The organism is Streptomyces sp. NPDC098789, from assembly GCF_044759975.1.
In the GTDB taxonomy this organism is placed as follows: domain Bacteria; phylum Actinomycetota; class Actinomycetes; order Streptomycetales; family Streptomycetaceae; genus Streptomyces.
In genome coordinates, this window is sequence record NZ_JBIWAJ010000002.1 from 66,632 (window position 1) to 86,467 (window position 19,836).

The 19,836-nt window shown below is 72.6% G+C and carries 15 protein-coding genes and 1 tRNA gene; 15 read left to right on the plus strand and 1 reads right to left on the minus strand.

Annotated elements, in window-relative coordinates; genetic code table 11:
• The first annotated feature begins 199 nt into the window (after positions 1-199).
• The 11 genes from ACIQWR_RS04525 to ACIQWR_RS04575 all read left to right on the plus strand — a co-directional run bounded on the left by ACIQWR_RS04525 (position 200) and on the right by ACIQWR_RS04575 (position 15,258).
• Positions 200-1,855, plus strand: coding sequence for a beta-N-acetylhexosaminidase (locus tag ACIQWR_RS04525; protein ID WP_404005107.1), 1,656 nt, complete (start codon positions 200-202; stop codon positions 1,853-1,855).
• 307 nt (positions 1,856-2,162) lie between these two features.
• Complete coding sequence (locus ACIQWR_RS04530; protein ID WP_385784814.1) at positions 2,163-3,074, plus strand: FAD binding domain-containing protein; 912 nt, start codon at positions 2,163-2,165, stop codon at positions 3,072-3,074.
• Positions 3,071-5,311: a (2Fe-2S)-binding protein gene (locus ACIQWR_RS04535; protein WP_404005109.1), complete on the plus strand. Its 2,241-nt coding sequence runs from the start codon at positions 3,071-3,073 to the stop codon at positions 5,309-5,311. Before ACIQWR_RS04530 ends, ACIQWR_RS04535 begins: the two co-directional genes overlap by 4 nt.
• Before the next feature lie 98 nt (positions 5,312-5,409).
• The gene (locus ACIQWR_RS04540) at positions 5,410-7,686 is read left to right on the plus strand and encodes a xanthine dehydrogenase family protein molybdopterin-binding subunit (protein WP_399267664.1); all 2,277 of its coding nucleotides are present in this window, start codon (positions 5,410-5,412) and stop codon (positions 7,684-7,686) included.
• A 167-nt stretch (positions 7,687-7,853) separates the two neighbouring features.
• Positions 7,854-8,390 carry a hypothetical protein gene (locus ACIQWR_RS04545; RefSeq protein WP_404005110.1) on the plus strand — a complete coding sequence of 179 codons (537 nt, stop codon included), beginning with the start codon at positions 7,854-7,856 and terminating at the stop codon, positions 8,388-8,390.
• Positions 8,390-9,892: a hypothetical protein gene (locus tag ACIQWR_RS04550; protein WP_404005111.1), complete on the plus strand. Its 1,503-nt coding sequence runs from the start codon at positions 8,390-8,392 to the stop codon at positions 9,890-9,892. Before ACIQWR_RS04545 ends, ACIQWR_RS04550 begins: the two co-directional genes overlap by 1 nt.
• Before the next feature lie 132 nt (positions 9,893-10,024).
• Positions 10,025-11,101 (plus strand): type VII secretion-associated serine protease mycosin, encoded by a 1,077-nt coding sequence (gene mycP / locus ACIQWR_RS04555; RefSeq protein WP_404005754.1) that lies wholly within the window; start codon positions 10,025-10,027, stop codon positions 11,099-11,101.
• A 14-nt stretch (positions 11,102-11,115) separates the two neighbouring features.
• Positions 11,116-11,529 carry a hypothetical protein gene (locus ACIQWR_RS04560; protein ID WP_404005112.1) on the plus strand — a complete coding sequence of 138 codons (414 nt, stop codon included), beginning with the start codon at positions 11,116-11,118 and terminating at the stop codon, positions 11,527-11,529.
• 25 nt (positions 11,530-11,554) lie between these two features.
• Complete coding sequence (locus ACIQWR_RS04565) at positions 11,555-13,831, plus strand: hypothetical protein (protein WP_404005113.1); 2,277 nt, start codon at positions 11,555-11,557, stop codon at positions 13,829-13,831.
• Between the two features lie 224 nt (positions 13,832-14,055).
• Positions 14,056-14,592 carry a hypothetical protein gene (locus ACIQWR_RS04570; RefSeq protein ID WP_404005114.1) on the plus strand — a complete coding sequence of 179 codons (537 nt, stop codon included), beginning with the start codon at positions 14,056-14,058 and terminating at the stop codon, positions 14,590-14,592.
• Between the two features lie 135 nt (positions 14,593-14,727).
• Positions 14,728-15,258, plus strand: coding sequence for a hypothetical protein (locus ACIQWR_RS04575; RefSeq protein ID WP_404005115.1), 531 nt, complete (start codon positions 14,728-14,730; stop codon positions 15,256-15,258).
• Positions 15,259-15,365: 107 nt separating this feature from the next.
• Here ACIQWR_RS04575 and ACIQWR_RS04580 read toward each other — a convergent pair.
• Positions 15,366-15,437, minus strand: a tRNA-Cys gene (locus ACIQWR_RS04580).
• A 200-nt stretch (positions 15,438-15,637) separates the two neighbouring features.
• Here ACIQWR_RS04580 and ACIQWR_RS04585 point away from each other — a divergent pair.
• From ACIQWR_RS04585 to ACIQWR_RS04600, 4 genes are all read left to right on the plus strand, one after another.
• On the plus strand, positions 15,638-17,146 hold the full coding sequence (locus ACIQWR_RS04585; protein ID WP_404005116.1) for an MFS transporter: 1,509 nt from the start codon (positions 15,638-15,640) through the stop codon (positions 17,144-17,146).
• A 32-nt stretch (positions 17,147-17,178) separates the two neighbouring features.
• Entirely contained in the window at positions 17,179-17,376 is a 198-nt protein-coding gene (locus ACIQWR_RS04590) for a plasmid mobilization protein (protein ID WP_404005118.1), read from the plus strand.
• Positions 17,373-17,744: a type II toxin-antitoxin system death-on-curing family toxin gene (locus ACIQWR_RS04595; protein ID WP_404005119.1), complete on the plus strand. Its 372-nt coding sequence runs from the start codon at positions 17,373-17,375 to the stop codon at positions 17,742-17,744. The genes ACIQWR_RS04590 and ACIQWR_RS04595 overlap by 4 nt, the downstream gene beginning before the upstream one ends.
• Before the next feature lie 179 nt (positions 17,745-17,923).
• The gene (locus ACIQWR_RS04600) at positions 17,924-19,738 is read left to right on the plus strand and encodes a DEAD/DEAH box helicase (protein ID WP_404005120.1); all 1,815 of its coding nucleotides are present in this window, start codon (positions 17,924-17,926) and stop codon (positions 19,736-19,738) included.
• The last annotated feature ends 98 nt before the right edge of the window (positions 19,739-19,836 follow it).

Here is a 19,836-nt window from a genome sequence, read left to right on the forward strand (position 1 = left end):
TGTTCTATTGCCGTTTATCGCGAAATGTGATCTCAAATGCTGTATTCCCGGGTGCGCTTCGGTGCCTCCGGGAGCCTTTCGCGTGGGCCTCGCGCGGGTAGGGTCGGGCGGGACGAGCGCCCTGTGAAACAGCCGTTGCACAGGGCACAACAGGTGGTGCCGTCGGGGGGTTGCGGCGGCTGTCCCGGAGGGCTGATCCATGGAACTGGACCCTGGCAACGATCTGATCCCCGCGCCCCGGGAGGCCGCCTTCGCGGCGGGGGCGGTCCGCTACGGATTCGGGCCCGAGCCCGATCTCGCCGCCGGACCCGGTACGCAGGCCACCGCGCGCTGGCTGCGGGGGACGCTGGGGGCCGCCGCCGGGTGGAGCCTGACGCCCGCCGACGCCGGCGAGCGGGCCGACGTACGGCTCCTGGTCGACGAGGAGCTCGGGGGCGAGCTGGGCGCCGAGGGCTACGAGCTGACCGTCGCCGCCGACGGCGTCTCGATCCGCGGCGGCGGGCCCGCCGGGGTCTTCTGGGGCGCGCAGACGCTGCGTCAGCTGCTCGGGCCGCACGCCTTCCGCCGCGCGCCGCTGCCCGGCGCGTCCTGGAGCCTGCCGTACGGGACGGTCCGCGACGCGCCCCGCTTCGGCTGGCGCGGGCTGCTGCTCGACGTCTCGCGGCACTTCCTGCCCAAGGGCGGCGTCCTGCGGTACATAGACCTGCTGACCGCGCACAAGCTCAACGTCCTGCACCTGCACCTGACGGACGACCAGGGCTGGCGGATCGAGATCAAGCGCCACCCCCGGCTCACCGAGGTCGGCTCCTGGCGCCCGCGCTCGCGCTGGGGCCACCGGGACTCGCCGCTGTGGAACGAGACCCCGCACGGCGGCTTCTACACCCAGGACGACATCCGCGAGATCGTCGCCTACGCGGCCGAACGCCAGGTGCGGGTGGTGCCCGAGATCGACCTGCCGGGGCACGCGCAGGCCGCCATCGCCGCCTACCCGGAGCTCGGCAACACCGACGTCGTCGACACGGCGGCGCTCGGCGTGTGGGACGACTGGGGCATCAACGAGAACGTGCTCGCGCCCACCGAGGCCGTGCTGCGCTTCTACGAGGGCGTCTTCGAGGAGGTGCTGGAGCTCTTCCCGGCGGAGGTCTCGCCCTTCGTGCACGTGGGCGGCGACGAGTGCCCCAAGACCCAGTGGGCGGCCTCCGGGGCGGCCCAGGAGCGGATCCGGGAGCTCGGGGTCAAGGACGAGGACGGCCTCCAGTCCTGGTTCATCCGGCACTTCGACGGCTGGCTCGCCGCGCGCGGACGGCGCCTGGTCGGGTGGGACGAGATCCTGGAGGGCGGCCTGGCGGAGGGGGCCACCGTCTCCTCCTGGCGCGGCTACGCGGGCGGGATCGCGGCCGCCGAGGCCGGGCACGACGTGGTGATGTGCCCCGAGCAGCAGGTGTACCTGGACCACCGTCAGGCCCCGGGCCCGGACGAGCCGATGCCGATCGGCTACGTCCGCACGCTCGAGGACGTCTACCGCTTCGAGCCGGTGCCCCCGCAGCTCTCCGAGCGGGCCGCCGCCCACGTGCTGGGCGCGCAGGCCAACGTCTGGACCGAGGTGATGGAGCACCAGGGCCGGGTGGACTACCAGGTGTTCCCGCGCCTCGCCGCCTTCGCCGAGGCCGTGTGGTCGCGGCTGCCCGAACCGGCCGCGCGGGACTACGCGGACTTCGAGGCGCGCATGGGCGGGCACTACGCGCGCCTGGACGCCCTCGGGGTCGACTACCGGCCCCCGGGCGGCCCGTTGCCGTGGCAGCGCCGCCCCGGCGTGCTCGGGCGGCCGAAGGAGGGCGCCCCGCCCCGGGTGTGACGGTCGGGTGTGGTGACGGCGTGCGCGACAGGTGAAGCATTGGGGGAGATTCGTGGAACTCTTCCCCGAATTCGCCGTATAGAGGGGAGAAACGGGCGATCCGGTCGTACCCGCGCCGCGGGCGCGCCCGGACCCGGGCGGGGCGGGCGCGGGGCGGTCGACCCGCGGCGGCCGGGCGGGGGCGCCCGGCCGACCCTCGCGCCGGGCGTCCCCGAAGATGTGCCAGAGTTGCCACGTCCCGGTCGTGAGCACGTACCGTACGGCGGAACAGGCGTGAGCGCCGGGACATCGGGAAGGGGCAGCTGGGTTGACCACGCACGCACCGCACGCACTGCACGCACCGGATTCACCTCAGGGGCCGCAGCCGACGCAGTCCGTGACGCTGCCGGCCTCGCTCGACGAGGCCGTGGCGGCGCTCGCCGCCATGCCCGCGGCCGTGCCCGTGGCCGGCGGCACCGACCTCATGGCCGCCGTCAACGCCGGGCTGCTGCGCCCGGCCGCGCTGGTGGGCCTCGGCCGGATCAACGAGATCCGCGGCTGGCAGTACCAGGACGGCCACGCGCTCCTCGGCGCCGGACTCACCCACGCGCGGATGGGCCGCCCCGACTTCGCCGCGCTGATCCCCGCGCTGGCGGCCGCCGCCCGCGCGGCCGGGCCGCCGCAGATCCGCAACGCGGGCACGCTCGGCGGCAACATCGCCACGGCCGCTCCGACCGGCGACGCGCTGCCGGTGCTGGCGGCGCTGGAGGCGGTCCTCGTCATCGTCGGCCCCGGCGGCTCGCGCCGCGAGATCCCGATCTCGCACCTGCTGGCCGGGCGGGAGATGTTGCGGCCCGGTGAACTCATCGGCTTCGTCCGGGTGCCCCTGCTGCACGCCCCGCAGGTGTTCCTGAAGGCCACGGGCCGCACCGGCCCGGGGCGCGCGGTGGCGTCCGTGGGGCTCGTGCTCGACCCCGCGCGCCGGGGCGTGCGCATCGCGGTGGGCGCGGTCGCGCCGATGCCGCTGCGCCCGCTGGAGGCCGAGCAGTGGGTCGCCTCGCTGATCGACTGGGACGGGGAGCGCACCCTGGCCCCGGACGCGCTGGAAGCCTTCGGCGAGTACGTCGCGGCCGCCTGCGTGCCGGACCAGGGCGAAGCGGTCGCGCCGGCGGTGCTGCACCTGCGGCGCACGGTGGCGGTACTGGCACGGAGGGCCCTGGGGAGGGCACTGACCTCATGAGTGGGAACGAGAACGTGGGCGACGGCGTGAGCGACGGTACGGGCAATGGCGGCGCGGGCACCGCGTGGGGCTGGGAGCCGGTGCCGCACGGCGGCGAATACGACTCGGACGCCACGGCGTTCGTGAAGCTGCCCCCGGACATGCTGGGCGCGACCGGGACCGGCGAGCCCCTGGCCGCACCGGGCCACGGTTTCGTGCCCCCGCCGATGATCGTGCCGCTGGGCTCGGCCGCCACCGACCCGGCCGCGACCGGCACCTGGACGATGCCGGTGCGCTGGCCCGAGGCCGGCGGTTCGGCCCCCGCGGCGCCGGCCGCCCGCGCGCAGGCCGCGCCCGCGCCGGTGCTGGGCCCGATCCCGGCGGTCATCCCGATGCCCGCGTCCGCGATGGCGGCGATGGCCGCCCTGCACGACGCCGACGGCGACCCGGCGCGCGGTGGCGAGGACCGCGGCGCGGCCGACCCCGGCGCGGGGTACGAGCACGCGTACGGGCACGCGCACGGCCAGGACCACGGGCACGACTCCGCGTCGACCGCCGAATGGCACTTCCCGGAAGCCGCGCAGGGCGCCGACGCCCCGTACGCCGATGGCCCGTACGCCGCCGATCCGTACGCGGGCGACCCGTACGCGGGCGGCGGACAGGGCGCGCAGACCGGTCAGTGGGCGATCCCGGTCATCGAGGGGGAACTGCCCGAGGAGTCCGGCGAGTTCCGCCGCGGCGCCATGGAGGCCGACTGGAGCCAGGCCCCGGCCACCCTGCCGGGCGGCGCCGCCGCTCCCTGGGCCGCCCAGCCCGGCCACGGCGTCTTCGGCGCCGAGCCGGTGACGGACCCCTACGCGGCCCCGGCCGTCGGACCGGCCGCCGAGCTTGAGGCCGACGCGCACGCGGTGGCCGCTGCCGCCGGCACGGCCGCGCGGGACGCGGCGGGCGGTTTCGACGCCTTCGGCACCCTCGACCCCGAACAGACCATGAGCGCGGGCGTGCTGCCCGCCGCCGGACCCGCCGCCCCCGCCCCCGCCACCGGGCGCCGGGTGCTGGGCGGTCCCGGCGTGGGCTCGGCGCCGCGCGGGCCGCGCGTCCTCGGCGGCCCCGGGGTGGGCACGCCGCTCCCGGAGCACCTGCACCACCTCGACCAGCCCGAGCACGCGGACCACCTGGCGCACGAGGAGGGGCCGGTGCACCCGGCGGCCCCCGACATCGACGCCGCCCACGGCGCCGCCGCTGCCCCGCTGACCGCGGAGCGCCCGCACCCGGCCGCCGACCCGGCGCCGGACCACGCGGGCTTCGACCACGGCGCGGGGCTCGACCACGGCCAGGGGCTCGGCCACGACGGCGCGGGATCCGACCTCGGTGCGGGCCCCGGCTCCGCCGGAGCCGGCGGTGCGTCGGGCGGGGCCGAGGGGGAGCACCGGGAAACCGGCGCGGACCCGGGGGCGGGGGATCCCGCGGAGGTCCCGGACCCGCGGGCGACGTACGACGAAGGGGTCGCGGCTCCGGCGCCGCAGGCGCCTCGGGCACCGGACGCGGAGCCGGTCGGGGAGGCGGCCGGGGAACCGGTCGCCGAGTCGGCCGCCGAGCCGGTCGGGGCCGTCGGGCCGGTGCACGAGGAGCACCCCCTCGCCTCCTACGTGCTGCGCGTCAACGGCGCCGACCGGCCCGTCACGGGTGCCTGGATCGGCGAGTCCCTGCTCTACGTGCTGCGCGAACGGCTCGGCCTCGCCGGGGCCAAGGACGGCTGCTCGCAGGGCGAGTGCGGCGCCTGCGCCGTGCAGGTCGACGGCCGGCTGGTCGCCTCCTGCCTGGTGCCCGCCGCGACCGCCGCGAGCAGTGAGGTCCGTACGGTCGAGGGCCTGGCCACCGACGGCGAACTCTCCGACGTGCAGCAGGCGCTGTGCCGGTCGGGCGCCGTCCAGTGCGGCTTCTGCATCCCCGGCATGGCCATGACCATCCACGACCTGCTGGAGGGCAACCACGCCCCCAGCGAGCTGGAGACCCGTCAGGCCCTGTGCGGCAACCTCTGCCGGTGCTCCGGCTACCGGGGCGTCATCGACGCCGTCGGCGAAGTCGTCGCCGAGCGCGAGGCGGCCGCCGAGGCCGCCGCGTCGGCCGTGGCCGGGGGCCCGGCGGGCGGTACGGCAGGCGGTACGGCGGAGGGCGCGGAGCCGCGCATTCCGCACCAGGCCGCGCCCGGCGAGGGCGGCATCCACCCCGACCACCAGCACGGAGGCATGGCGTGAGCGGGCACGACGCGGCGACGGCGACGGGACCGGCCGTGGGAGCGGGTGCCACGGGCGCGGGAACGGGACCCGCCACCGGATCGTTCTCCATCACGGCGATGGCCGCGGCCGCGGAGCCCGAGGTGTTGCGCGGGATCGGCGCGTCCCTCCCCGCCGCCGACGCCCGCGCCAAGTCCGAGGGCACCTTCCCCTACGCGGCCGACCTGTGGGCCGAGGGCCTGCTCTGGGCCGCCGTACTGCGCTCCCCGCACGCCCACGCCCGGATCCGCTCCATCGACACCTCGGCCGCCGCCGAGATGCCGGGCGTGCGGGCCGTGGTCACCCACGCGGACGTCCCCGGCGCCACCACCCACGGCCGCCGCATCGCCGACCGCCCGGTCTTCGCCCACGACCTCGTCCGCCACCACGGCGAGCCCATCGCCGCCGTGGCCGCCGACCACCCGGACACGGCCCGGCTGGCCGCCGCCGCGATCGCGGTCGAGTACGAGCTGCTGGACGCGGTCACCGACCCCGAGCACTCCTTCGGCGCCCCGCCGCTGCACCCCGACGGCAACCTGATCCGGCACATCCCGCTGCGCTACGGCGACCCGGAGGCGGTCGGCGAGGTCGTCGTCGAGGGCCTGTACCGGATCGGCCGCCAGGACCCCGCCCCCATCGGAGCCGAGGCCGGACTCGCCGTGCCGCGCCCCGACGGCGGCGTCGAGATCTACACCGCCTCCACCGACCCGCACACCGACCGCGACCTCGCGGCCGCCTGCTTCGGCCTCGAACCGGACCGGGTCAAGATCGTCGTGACCGGCGTCCCGGGTGCGACCGCCGACCGCGAGGACCCCGCCTTCCAGCTCCCGCTGGGCCTGCTGGCGCTGCGCACCGGCTACCCGGTCAAACTGGCCGCCACCCGCGAGGAGTCCTTCCTCGGACACGCCCACCGCCACCCGACCCTGCTGCGCTACCGCCACCACGCGGACGCGGAGGGTCGGCTGGTCAAGGTGGAGGCGCAGATCCTGATGGACGCGGGGGCCTACGCCGACTCGTCGTCGGAGTCGCTGGCCGCGGCCGTCGCCTTCGCGTGCGGCCCGTACGTCGTCCCGCACGCCTTCGTCGAGGGCTGGGCCGTGCGCACCAACAACCCGCCGTCGGGCCACGTGCGCGGCGAGGGCGCGATGCAGGTGTGCGCGGCGTACGAGGGCCAGATGGACAAGCTGGCCGCGGCCCTCGGCATCGACGGCGCCGAGCTGCGGATGCGCAACGTGCTGGCGACCGGTGACCTGCTGCCGACGGGCCAGACCGTCACCTGCCCGGCGCCGGTGGCCGAACTGCTGCGCGCGGTGCGCGACTTCGAGCTGCCCGCACTGCCGAAGGACGCGCCGGAGGAGGAGTGGCTGCTGCCCGGCGGCCCGGAGGGCGCGGGCGAACCGGGCGCGGTGCGGCGCGGCGTCGGGTACGGCGTGGGCATGGTCCACATGCTCGGCGCGGAGGGCACCGACGAGGTGTCCACGGCCACCGTGAAGGTGCAGGACGGCATCGCGACGGTGATCTGCGCGGCCGTCGACACGGGTCAGGGCTTCGCCACGCTGGCCCGCCAGATCGTCCAGGAGGTGCTGGGCGTCGACGACGTGGTGACGGCTCCGGTGGACACGGACCAGCCGCCCGCCGGGGCTTCGGCGCACGGTCGGCACACGTGGGTGTCGGGCGGGGCGGTGGAGCGGGCGGCCAAGATGGTCCGCACGCAGCTGCTCCAGCCGATGGCGCACAAGCTCGGCATGTCCACCGAGCTGCTCCAGATCGCGGATGGCCGGATCACGTCGTACGACGGCGCGTTCTCCACCACCGTCGCGGAAGCCATAGAGGGCAAGGAGCTCTGGGCGACGGCCCAGTGCCGCCCCCACCCGACCGAGCCGCTGGACGCGGACGGGCAGGGCGACGCGTTCGTGGGGCTCGCGTTCTGCGCGATCCGCGCGGTGGTCGACGTGGACATCGAGCTGGGCTCGGTGCGGGTGGTCGAGCTGGCCGTGGCCCAGGACGTCGGCCGCATCCTCAACCCCCGCCAGCTGGAGGCCCGTATCGAAGCGGGCGTCACGCAGGGCGTGGGCGCGGCCCTGACCGAAAACCTGCGCTCGGCCGCGGGCCTGATCCGCCACCCCGACCTGACGGGCTACGCGCTGCCGACGGCGCTGGACGCGCCGACCGTGCGGATCGTGAAACTGGTCGAAGAGCGGGACGTGGTCGCGCCGTTCGGCGCGAAGGCGGCGAGCGCGGTCCCTGTGGTGACGGCCCCCGCGGCGGTAGCCTCGGCAGTGCGCGCGGCGACGGGCCGCCCGGTCAACAGGCTCCCGATCCGGCCATCGGCGGCGGTGGCGGTGCCCAACTCGTGACCGTGTGACCCGCATTGCACCTGCAACCCCGGACTTGGGCGTGTCGGTACCGGTCGCTAGAGTGATCTGTACGTCTGCGTACGCGGCGCGGTGGTGACGCCGCGCTGACGGGAAATCACGGGGACGGTGCGGGACTACGGGGACAACGGGGAGTCGGGGAGGCCATCGTGGCAGGGGACGTGGACAAGAATGTGATCGCGGCGATCCCATTCGTCGGACCGGCAATGGTCGCGGCGAACCAGGTGATGATCGCCGCCCAGGCGCCGGCGCTGTTCGTCGAACACGAGTCGATGGTCAAGTACAAGCAGCGCGTGGACGCGCTGCTGACGCAGCTCAAGGGCTCACAGGCCGACCACGGCAAGATCGCCGAGGGCACGCTGGGCAAGACCGATCTCGGCCACGGCTTCCCCGAGGCGGACGGCCTCTTCACGGCGTACAACAAGGTCCGCAGCGAGCTGGAGACCCTCTCGAAGGCGCTGGGCGTCCAGATCGAGGCCCTGGGCATCGCGGTGGAGTCCTCGCGCCTCGGCTACGAGAACGTCGACGCCGAGGTCAAGGCCCGGATGCGGAAGCTGAACACCGAGGCGCAGGGCTGGTACGACCCGAAGCTGGACACCCACAAGGCGGAGGCCGAGAAGGCCGCGGCCGCGGCGGCCGGCAACCCGGGCAACGGCAACGGAAGCACATCGGGGGGTGAGATGTAATGGCGACCAATTTCGAGGGCTACTCGCACAAGGAACTCCTGGCGATGCTGGCGCCGGTCAACTCCGAGACGGTGAGGTCGCGCGGCGTGCTGTTGCAGCAGGCCGAGGAGACGATCACGAAGATCGGCAACGATCTGAAGAACTACCGCGTGGAGGGCTGGGAGGGCAAGGCCGCCCAGGAATTCGAGGAGTGGGTCAACACCGCGGGCAACGCGACGCTGCTGCTGGGCCAGTACAGCAAGACCGGCGGCAAGTGGATGGTCGACGCGGCGCAGACGATCGTCGAGGTCAAGGCGAGCATGCCGAAGTACGACACGGCTGCGGCGGACAACCTCCAGGCGTCGAAGGACTTCCACAACGACCCGGACTCGCGGGAGATGGGCCAGACGGCCTTCTCGAAGCTCAACGGCGACCACACCGAAGCGGTCCAGCAGATGACGAAGCTGGCGCAGTCGTACGAGTCGTCGACGACGCAGATGAATGCGGCGGTGCCGCCTACGTTTCCGCCGCCGCCGCCTGGTTTTGTGCCGTCTGGCATCTATGAGAGCGAAGACATTGCTCGGCCGGGCGCGAGCGGTACTACCAGCCAGCATGGTGCCGGATCGTCCTACACACCCAGCACCTCGAGCAGTACCGGTTCCACAAGCGACGCAAGCCATGTTCGGGGTCCGTCGCAGGACACCACCTTGCCGTCGACGACGGGGCCTGGCCCGGGGCAGACGCACGCGCAGACCCTCCCCGACCGCAACGTGAACGTGGACCTGAACACGGTCGGCACGCTGCCGGACAAGCCGGTCACCCAGCTTCCGGGAACGCCCGGTGGTGTCGGTCCCGGTGGGCCGGGCGGCGTGGGCCCCGGAGGTGTACTCCCGCCCGTGACGCTTCCCCCGATTGGGGGAATGACCACGCCCGGCGGTGGCATCGGCGGAGCCGGTGGCGGCCGTACGCCGGTGGGTGGCGTCGGCCCCGGTGGGGCCTTCCCGGGCACGTCTGCTCCTGGTGGCAAGGTCGGCGGCGTTGCGGGCCTTCCGCCGCGTGATGCCGGCATCACGGGCGGCCGACCGGTCTCGGCCAGCGGTCCGAAGTCTTCGATCCCGCGCGGTACGGTCATCGGAAACGAAGGCGGTATGGCAGGTCGAGGGATGGCCGGTGGCATGGGTGGTGCCGGGGGCATGGGCGGCGCTGGCGGTCAGGGCGGTTCGGCCGCCGGACGTCGGCTGGCCAGTGAGCCCGGCGGTGTGGTCGGTGGCCGCCAGCCGGGTGCGGGTGGCCGTTCGACCACGGGCGGGAAGCCGTTCACGCAGGGAGGCTCGGGTCTCGTGCGCAACCAGGGCGGTGGTCCGGCCGGCGGTGTCGGCGGCGCCATGGGCCATGGCGGTGCGGGCGCCCGTACCGGTGGCAAAAAGCGCAACGACCAGTCGGGCGAGCGCCCGGATTACCTGGCCGAAGATGAAGAGACCTGGCAGGGCAACCGTCGTGTTGTCCCGCCGGTGATCGACTGAGCGAACGGGACACTGCACGAGATGCGCATGCGGAAGGGTACGTCGGTCCTGATGGGCCTCCTGTTGGCCGGAGTCGCCGCGACTCCGGCCCACGCGGAGACCATCCGGTCCATGCAATGGCATCTCGACTCCATGAAGGCCGAGGAGATGTGGAAGGTCAGCACAGGCAAAGGCGTCACCGTCGCAGTAGTCGACAGTGGTGTTGATCGCGTGCCTGAGTTGGAGGGGCAAGTTCTTACGGGTAAGGACTTTGCAACGACGTACCAAGGTGATGAGCGAACGGACTACGACGCGCACGGTACGGGCATTGCGGCCATGATCGCCGGTTCAGGGAAGGGGCCTGGCGGCGGCGATGGAGCATTCGGGCTCGCTCCAGGCGCAAAGGTCCTCCCGATCCGGGTGCCCCATGAGGATGATTCCGCGAGTCCGTTGTGGACCGCGGCCATTCGGTATGCAGCCGACTCGGATGCGAAGATCATCAACATTTCTATGGCTACGAGTAAAGAGGACCCAGCCCGGAACGAAGCCGTGAAGTATGCGCTTTCGAAGGGCAAGCTCATCTTTGCTGGTGTGGGTAACACCGGTGTCGGAGCCAATCCCGTTATGTTTCCGGCAGCCACCCCCGGTGTAGTGGGCGTCTCAGCCATCGACCAGCAGGCCAGTGCGACCAAGGAGTCCCAGCATGGGACCCAGGTGGACCTCTCGGCGCCCGGTGTCGACATCGTCTCTGCCTGCTCGGGCAAGACCGGCCTCTGCAACACCCACGGCACCAGCGACGCCACCGCCCTGACCTCCGCCTCCGCCGCCCTCATCTGGTCCGCGCACCCCGACTGGACCAACAACCAGGTGCTTCGCGTCCTGCTCAACACCTCCGGGAAGCCCCGCGACGGCGTCGAGCGCAACGACTACATCGGTTACGGCGTCGTCCGCCCCCGCGTCGCGCTCTCGACCCCCGAGGATCCCGGTCCGGCCGACGTGTACCCGTTGCCCGACCTGGCCGCCGCCGAGGCGAAGGGCAAGGCGCCTTCCGGTGGTCCCTCGCCTTCCGGCGGGGCCAAGGCGCCGGAGAAGGCGACGCGGGTGCCCGAGGCCGCCGAGGAGGCGGGTGGGCTCGGTACCGGGGCGTGGATCGCCATCGGGCTCGGCGCGTGCCTGCTGATAGGCGGCGCCGTCACCGCTGTCGTCGTCAGGCGTACCAACCGACCGTAGGAGTTCCGACCCGGATGTCCTTCGAACAAGAGTGGTCCTCGGCCCGCGCCTCCGTGCGCCTCAACCACGTCCCCACCGAGCCCGGACCAGGTGGCCCCGGCGGGGCGGCGGACCTGCGCATCGCCAATGACGATCTCGGCGCGGTCGGCAGCGACGCGTACGCCCTGCACGAACGGCTCTCGCGCGATGGCGACCACGCCCGCGCGGCGACCTTCGAGGCGTCCATCGCTCTCACCAACCACGACTTCACCAGCGGCGCGGCCCTGCTGAAGGTGCACGACCGCTGGAGTTCCCAGCTGAAGGTGCTCGTCGCGGCCTGCGCGAACATCTCCAACCACCTGGACTACACCGTGGCCTCCCACGACAAGGAGGAGGCGGACCTCGTGGCCACGCTCTCCGCCTCGAAGGTCAGCGAACTCCTCAAGTAGGCCCGCAGGAAGGCGACGTAGGCACGTGCTGACGTTCGAGAACGTGATGAACGCCCCGCTGGAGCAGCTCCGGACCGCTGTCCAGGACTGGGGCGCCATGGCCACGAAGCTGGCGGAGCTGGCCGAGTCGGCCCGTACCGGGATGAAGGCCAAGGCGGACAAGGCCGACTGGAAGGGCGTCAACGCGGACGTGACGAAGCCCTTCGTGGCCAAGACCGCGAAGGAGTTCGACGACGCCGCCAAGGAGGCGCAGGGCGTCCACCTCGCGCTGGCGGACGGGCACGCCACCTTCAAGGCGGCTCGGGACCAGCTCAAGAAGATCGTGGACGTGGACGCTCCGGCGGCGGGCTTCCAGGTCGACGCCACCGGGCTCGTCACCCCCGTACCGATCGCGGACCCCAAGGAGCGGTACGCCGCCCAGCACGACCCCGACTACCAACAGCTGGCGCGCGAGCACCGCGACGCGTGGCAGGCGCAGGTCGACCGCGCGGTCGAGGACTGCGCGGACGCCGACGACTCGCTGGGGCGGGTGCTGCGGGCCAACGTCACGGACGACCAGAACTTCACGACGCCGAAGTACACGACCCTGGACGCCGAACAGGTAGCCCGCGCGGCCGAGTTGATGAAGAAGGTGACCGGCGCGGGCGGCACGGCCCGCAACGTCGAGGCGCTGCGCGAGCTGGAGGACCTGCTCGACGACAACCGCGACGACCCCGAGTTCGCGACCGGTTTCTACCGCCAGGTGGGTCCCGAGGCGACGCTGCAGATGTACGCGAAGATGTCCCTGGACTCCAGCATGCTCGGCCCGGCGGGAGCGGACCGTACGGGCATGGTCGGCAACATCCAGAGCGACCTGGGCGCGATGCTCGGCCTGGCCACGCACAAGGACGTACCGAACCACCTCGACGCGGCGTGGACGACGCAGCTGATGAAGGCCGGGCGCAAGGAGCTGGACGTCGGCCTGCTGCAGAAGGTCTACGGCTACCAGGCGCTGGGCGCGCTGCTGCGCGAGGGGACCTACGACAAGGATTTCCTGACCTCCGTGGGGCGCGACATGGTCGCGATGGACAACAAGAACCCGAAGGCGTGGGAGCAGTTCTCCTCGATGTCCCCGGACCTTGTCCTCAGCCACGGAGCCGACGGCCGCGGCTTCTACCCGCTGACGGGCCTGATGGAGGCGCTCGGCAACAACCCGGACGCGGCGACGGCCCTCTTCAACGAGCCGGTCCGCCAGGACAGTAACGGTGACGGAATCGTGACGACGGCCGACAAGGTCGTCAGCGGGCAGCACGGCAAGGCGCAGGGCATGGTCGACTACATGCTCGACAAGCAGCCGTACACGGACGACTTCGACGCGACGCGCACCGGCGATCCCCACCCGGCCCAGGAGGCGCTGGGCGGGGCCCTCGAAGCGGCCGTCTCGGGCCGCGCGACCGGTGACGAGGAAGCGAAGCCGGTGCCGCACACGCAGGGCATGGTCGACGTCATGGAACGGGTGGTCGAGAAGATCGGCAACGAGCCGGCACTGGTGGCGGCGGGGGGCGAGGAAGGCCCGTTGAGCGGCTTGTCCGGCCACTTCGGTCAGATGGCCGCTGAGTACATGCCGGACATCCAGGCCTCCGCCGAGAACGGCGGCAAGCAGATCCGAGTGAGCGGCGAAATGGCGGACTTCGGACGGTCGGACGTGGCGCGTTTCCTGGGGGCAGTAGCGCAGGACCCGGACGCCTACGGTGCGGTCACGAATGCCAACCGAGCGTTCACCGCGGTTCTCGTCCATGACGTCATTGCCCACCAGGAGACGTACGGGCATCCGGACGCGGCCATTGAGGTCGCGGTCCACCCCGGAGGCCAGATCGCGGGGATGATGGCGGAGGCCAGAGCCCAGAACCTGCACGCTGAGACGGCTCACAGCAATGCTGAATACGCCAAGGGCGTCGAGGACAACGCCAAGTGGATCAACCGCGGTATCAGTGCGGCGGGTGGCAAGTACCTGGAGCTCGTACCGATCGCCGGCGACGTCGTCGGGTGGGTGCAGGAGGATGTCACGGAGGGCTACACCGAAGACGCGGAGAAGAAGGGCGAGGCGAAGACACTCGCCACGCAACGGCGGGTCTCCCAGCTCTACGCGGACTCGGAGCAGGCGGTGAGTGGGGCCGCAGAGAACGCGGTGCGCCATGCGGCCAAGGGGTCGGGCCTCTCCGCAGGGGATGTCGACGTGCTTGCCGGATCGGCCTCGAAGGAGAGTAAGAACGCCCACTCCGTGGGTCGTGACCTGGTGGCAACGGCTGCCGGTACGTCCTAGGTGCTCGGCGGCCGGGCGGCGAGACTGGCCGGTGTACGGCGGTATCGGCATCGACGGGAAGACAGGGCGCACACGTGACGAGGGGACGGGCGAGGAGTACGCGGGCGAGCAGGTTGGCGGGAATCCTGGGGATGCCGGTGGCCGCGGTGCTGCTCGCGGCGTGCACGTCGGACGGTTCGCCTTCACCCGCGGCTTCGACCTCGAAGTCGGGGAAGGAGTCGAGCATGACCGTGGACATCGCGCAGTCGTGTCCCGGGCTCTTCGACGCGGCGGGCGCGGAGGCACTGAGCAGGGTCTTGCAGTCCTCGTACATGCGGCGTGACGACGAACACGCCGTGGGCGCCTCCACGATGGCCGAGCAGTTGGAGGCGGCGTATCGAGCCGGGTCCGGAGGCAAAGGGACGGTCGTGGCTCCGTGCGTCGTCACCGGGCAGGTGGGCACGGGCAGGTCGGCCGAGATCCGGATGTCCGTGATCGGCCACGGTGTGGCCCCCGGGGGCGGCGTGCCCAGCGGCGCTGAGAAGGGGGTCCGTGAGTCTCGGCGGGAGAAGGCGGGTGGCGTTGCCTTCGACTGTGTCAGCCCGGCCCTGGGGTCGACCGCCGAGGCTCCGTTGCGGATCGACGTCACCTTCGAGAACCAGTGGAGCAGGAGCGACGAGGACGGAAAGCTCGCGACGGCCTACCTCACGATTGCGCGTTCCGCGGCGCGCGCGGTGGCGGCGGAGCTCAACTGCACCGGCGGTGGGGGCCTGACCGGCTGACGCGAGTGGCAGGAATTGGGGGCTGGTTCGGGTGGGGTGGGGGCGTCAAGATGGGCCGCAGGTGGTCCGGTGGGGGCCTCGGCTCGAGGGAAGGTGGCTTCCGAGGTGTTACGGCGACGCGGTCATAGAGGGCTCTTGAGCATCGGGGCGGTCGCTGTCGGCTTCGTGGTGCTGAGCGGGTGTGGTGGGGGTGCGGGGCTCGTGGGGGCGGGTGGGGTCGCGCTGCCCGAGGAGGGGTGCTGGGGGGCCTTCGAGCCGGCGGATCTGGCACGGGTCGTGGGGGACGGCGACGAGGGCACGCTGAACGTGTCGGGGGGCTTCGTGCTCGCCCGGGAGAACCAGATCGCGACCTGTCGGGTCGAGGTGGACGGCGAGGGCCGGTTCCTGGCGGAGGCCAAGCGGCCGCCCGTGGACGGGTCGGTGCAGCTGAGCACCGCGGCGCAGGACGGGGACGTCGAGGCCGAGCCGCTGGCCTTCGGGACCCGGGGGCGGGTGTGGTCGGACGGGGCGGTGGTCGGGTTCACCTGCCTGCGGCGGCCGGAGGACCCGTTCGAGGTGGAGCTGAAGATCAGCGGGCGACCGGCCGCCGACGACCAGCGGGTGCTGGGGCGGCTGATGAGGCAGTACTTCGACGCCGCGCGCCAGCAGCTGCGCTGCGAGGCCTGAGACGGACGCAAGGGTGCGCGGATGGGTGCGCGGATGGGTGCGCCGACGAGCGAAGGGCGGCGCCCCTCGTGGGGTGCCGCCCTTCGTCCTTGCTGCGCACACAGCAGAAGCCGTGACCGGAATCGAACCGGCGTAACTCGCTTTGCAGGCGAGTCCCTCAACCACTCGGGCACACGGCTGTGGTGGAGATGGGACGACCGTACGAGGGTCGGGGGAGGCGGGGGAAGGGGATCGGGGCGGACGCAACGCGACTGCCATGCCCCGTTCACAACAGGTCGCCCGGCCGGGTTCCGGATGCTGGGCCTAGGGCTCTGGGCGGAGGTGAATATCGGTCGTATTGACAGGGTCGAAGTCTGGAAATGCCCCTTACTCTGGGGCGATGAGCGTCCTCGAACCCCGTGCACCGGAGACCCCCCGGATACCCGACGACCTGCCCGCCGCCGCGGCAGCCGCCCCGAGCGGCGGGATCATGGGCTCGGCGCACCGGATGCTCAGCATCGGGATCATCTCGGTCGTCTTCATCATCGCCTTCGAGGCCACCGCCGTCGGTACGGCCATGCCCGTCGCCGCCCGCGAGCTCGACGGGATCGGCCTCTACGCCTTCGCGTTCTCCTCCTACTTCACCACCAGCCTCTTCGGCATGGTCCTGGCCGGCCAGTGGTCCGACCGCAGCGGCCCGCTCGGGGCGCTCACCAGCGGGATCGGGGCGTTCGCCACCGGGCTGGTGCTCTCCGGGACGGCCGCCTCGATGTGGCTGTTCGTGCTCGGCCGGGCCGTGCAGGGCCTCGGCGGCGGGTTGGTGATCGTCGCGCTGTACGTGGTCGTCGGGCGGGCCTACGACGAGCGGCTGCGCCCCGCCATCATGGCGGCCTTCGCCGCCGGCTGGGTGGTGCCGTCCATCATCGGTCCGCTGATCTCCGGGACCGTCACCGAGCACGTCGGCTGGCGCTGGGTGTTCCTGGGGATCCCGGCCATGGTGATCGTCCCGCTGCTGGTCGCGCTGCCGGAGATCCGGCGGACCGCGGGCGGTCCCGTCGACAAGGACGCCGCGCCGCGGTCCTTCGACCGGCGCCGGATCCGGCTCGCCTTCGGGATCTCGCTGGGCGCCGGGCTGCTCCAGTACGCCGCCCAGGACCTGCGCTGGCTCTCGCTCGTGCCCGCCCTCGTGGGCTGCGCGCTGCTCGTGCCGGCCGTGCGCGGGCTGATGCCGCGCGGGACGTACCTGGCCCGGCGCGGGCTGCCGGCCGTGGTGCTGCTGCGTGGTCTGGCGGGCGGTGCGTTCATCGGCGCCGAGAGCTTCCTGCCGTTGATGCTGGTGACCCAGCGCGGGCTGAGCCCGACGCTGGCCGGGTTCTCGCTGGCCCTCGGCGGGGCCACCTGGGCGCTGGGCTCCTGGGTGCAGTCCAAGGCGCGGGTCGTGCCGTACCGGGAGCGGCTGATGGTGTCCGGGATGGTGATGGTGGCGTTCTCCATCGCCGCCGCGCCGGCCGTCCTGATCGAGGCGGTGCCCGTCTGGACGCTGGCCCTCGTCTGGGGCGTGGGGTGCCTCGGCATGGGGCTGGTGATCGGCCCGACCAGCGTGCTGCTGCTCCGGCTGTCGCCGCCGGCGGAGGCGGGCGCCAACTCGGCCGCGCTGCAGATCTCCGACGCCCTCGCCAACGTGGTGCTGCTGGCCCTGGGCGGGGCCGCCTTCGCCGCGCTGGGCGGCGGGTCCGTCGGGGCCGCGCACGCGGTGACCGAGGCCGTCGGGTCGGCCGGGTCGGGGGCCTCCCACCCGGGGGCGTTCGTGGCGGTCTTCCTGCCGATGGCCGTGGTGGCGCTGGTGGGGGCCTGGGTCGCGACCCGGCTCGACGGCAGATCGCCGGCCCAGGCCGCCAAAGCCGGCTGACACCGTCTGGTACCACGCGGTACCATCGGCTCATGGCCGGTCTCAACGTCAGGTTCACCGAAGAAGAGCTGGACGCCTTGCGCGAGCGCGCCGAGGCGGAAGGCCGCAGCATGCAGTCCTTCGCGCACGAGGCGGTGATCAGAGCCGTGAACGAGCGCTCCCGGCTGTTCAACGAGGCGGCGGAGCACGTCCTGAAGGTCAGCGGTGAGCTGAACCGGAGACTTGCGTGACCCATTACCTGACCCTGCCCGAGGTGCTGAACCTCGCGGAGCGGCTCGGGACCAGCGAGGTGCGCGACTACGGTCTGCTCGACTCCGCGCTCGCGCGCCCCCGGTCGAGCGTGTTCGGGCAGGACGCCTACCCGGACATCTGGGAGAAGGCCGCCGCGCTGATGGAATCGCTCGCGCGCAACCACGGCCTGGTGGACGGCAACAAGCGGATCGCCTGGTACGCGACCTGGGTCTTCCTCCACATGAACGGCCACCCCCTGGACGCCGGTTTCGACGTCGATGAGGCCGAGCGCTTCGTGCTGGACGTCTGCCAAGGGTCCCTGGACGTACCCAAGATCGCCGCTCAGCTGCCCAGGTTCGCCCGCTGACCCGCGGAGTGTGACGCTCGCCGCACCCGCCGAGGTCACGGGCCTGTCCCTCCTGCGGCCTCCGGCGGGGGCCGGTAAGGTGGCACGGTTGTCCTACGTACGACAGCCTGCCGCCCGTATCGCCGCGCGTATCGCCGTCCCGCCGTCCGTATCGCTGCCCGTCACGGATACGTACGTCGATGCGCCCCCGAGAGCCCGAACCGGAGACCGTGACTACTACCGCCTCCCACCACCTCTCTCCCGCCTTCCCCGGCCGTGCGCCGTGGGGTACCGCCAGCAAGCTGCGTGCCTGGCAGGAGGGTGCGCTCACCCGATACCTCGAAACCCAGCCGCGCGACTTCATGGCCGTCGCGACCCCCGGCGCGGGCAAGACCACCTTCGCGCTGACCCTGGCCTCCTGGCTGCTGCACCACCACGTGGTGCAGCAGGTGACCGTCGTCGCGCCCACCGAGCACCTGAAGAAGCAGTGGGCGGAGGCGGCCGCCCGGATAGGGATCCGCCTCGACCCCGACTACTCGGCGGGGCCGCTCAGCAAGGACTACCACGGCGTCGCCGTCACCTACGCGGGTGTCGGCGTACGGCCGATGCTGCACCGCAACCGGTGCGAGCAGCGCAAGACCCTCGTGATCCTCGACGAGATCCACCACGCCGGTGACTCGAAGTCCTGGGGCGAGGCGTGCCTGGAGGCCTTCGACCCGGCCACCCGGCGGCTCGCGCTGACCGGTACGCCCTTCCGGTCCGACACGAACCCGATCCCCTTCGTCACCTACGAGGAGGGCAACGACGGGATCCGGCGCTCCAGCGCCGACTACACCTACGGCTACGGCAACGCGCTCGCCGACGGCGTCGTCCGCCCCGTGATCTTCATGTCCTACAGCGGCAACATGCGGTGGCGCACCAAGGCGGGCGACGAGATCGCCGCCCGGCTGGGCGAGCCGATGACCAAGGACGCCATCTCGCAGGCCTGGCGCACCGCGCTGGACCCGCGCGGCGACTGGATGCCGAACGTGCTGCGCGCCGCCGACCGGCGCCTGACCGAGGTCAGGAAGGGCATCCCGGACGCGGGCGGGCTGGTGATCGCCGCCGACCAGGAGTCGGCGCGCGCGTACGCCAAGCTGATCCGGGAGATCACCGGGACCAAGGCGACCGTCGTCCTCTCCGACGACACGGGCGCCTCGAAGCGGATCGACACCTTCAGCGAGGACGGCAGCCGCTGGATGGTCGCGGTCCGGATGGTGTCCGAGGGCGTCGACGTACCGCGGCTCGCGGTCGGCGTGTACGCGACGACGATCTCGACCCCGCTGTTCTTCGCGCAGGCCGTCGGACGCTTCGTGCGTTCGCGCAGGCGCGGCGAGACCGCCTCCGTGTTCCTTCCCACGATCCCCTACCTCCTCGGCTTCGCCAACGAGATGGAGGTCGAGCGCGACCACGTCCTCGACAAGCCGAAGAAGCAGGGGGAGGAAGACCCCTACGCCGACTCCGAGAAGGAGATGGAGGAGGCGAACCGGCAGGAGGACGAGGACACCGGCGACGAGGAGCAGATGTCCTTCGAGGCGCTGGAGTCCGACGCGGTCTTCGACCGGGTGCTCTTCGACGGCGCCGAGTTCGGGATGCAGGCGCACCCGGGCAGCGAGGAGGAGCAGGACTACCTGGGCATCCCCGGGCTGCTGGAGCCGGACCAGGTCCAGCTGCTGCTGCACAAGCGCCAGGCCCGGCAGATCGCGCACAGCCGTCGCAAGCCCGACTCCGAGGCGGACCTGCTGGAGCTGCCGGCCGAGCGGCGTCCCGTCGTTTCGCACAAGGAGCTGCTGGAGCTGCGCAAGTCGCTGAACACGATGGTGGGCGCGTACGTCCACCAGAGCGGCAAGCCGCACGGGGTCGTCCACACCGAGCTGCGGCGGGTGTGCGGCGGGCCGCCGAGCGCGGAGGCGACGGCGGGGCAGCTGCGCGAGCGGATCAAGAAGGTGCAGGAGTGGGCCACCAAGATGCGGTGACCCGGCGGCCCTGATCCGGGAGCGATGACCCGGGAGGGATGACCCGGCGGTGAGCCCGCGGACGTGGGACGGGGCCCGTGCGCTTGATGCGCACGGGC

Bases quoted from the DNA above. Each gene is read 5' to 3' on its own strand.
- ACIQWR_RS04585 (WP_404005116.1), top strand. From the start codon at position 15,638: ATGAGCGTCCTCGAACCCCGTGCACCGGAGACCCCCCGGATACCCGAC.
- ACIQWR_RS04535 (WP_404005109.1), top strand. From the start codon at position 3,071: ATGAGTGGGAACGAGAACGTGGGCGACGGCGTGAGCGACGGTACGGGC.
- ACIQWR_RS04560 (WP_404005112.1), top strand. From the start codon at position 11,116: ATGTCCTTCGAACAAGAGTGGTCCTCGGCCCGCGCCTCCGTGCGCCTC.
- ACIQWR_RS04600 (WP_404005120.1), top strand. From the start codon at position 17,924: ATGCGCCCCCGAGAGCCCGAACCGGAGACCGTGACTACTACCGCCTCC.
- ACIQWR_RS04525 (WP_404005107.1), top strand. From the start codon at position 200: ATGGAACTGGACCCTGGCAACGATCTGATCCCCGCGCCCCGGGAGGCC.
- ACIQWR_RS04570 (WP_404005114.1), top strand. From the start codon at position 14,056: ATGACCGTGGACATCGCGCAGTCGTGTCCCGGGCTCTTCGACGCGGCG.
- mycP (WP_404005754.1), top strand. From the start codon at position 10,025: ATGAAGGCCGAGGAGATGTGGAAGGTCAGCACAGGCAAAGGCGTCACC.
- ACIQWR_RS04590 (WP_404005118.1), top strand. From the start codon at position 17,179: ATGGCCGGTCTCAACGTCAGGTTCACCGAAGAAGAGCTGGACGCCTTG.
- ACIQWR_RS04550 (WP_404005111.1), top strand. From the start codon at position 8,390: ATGGCGACCAATTTCGAGGGCTACTCGCACAAGGAACTCCTGGCGATG.
- ACIQWR_RS04540 (WP_399267664.1), top strand. From the start codon at position 5,410: ATGGCCGCGGCCGCGGAGCCCGAGGTGTTGCGCGGGATCGGCGCGTCC.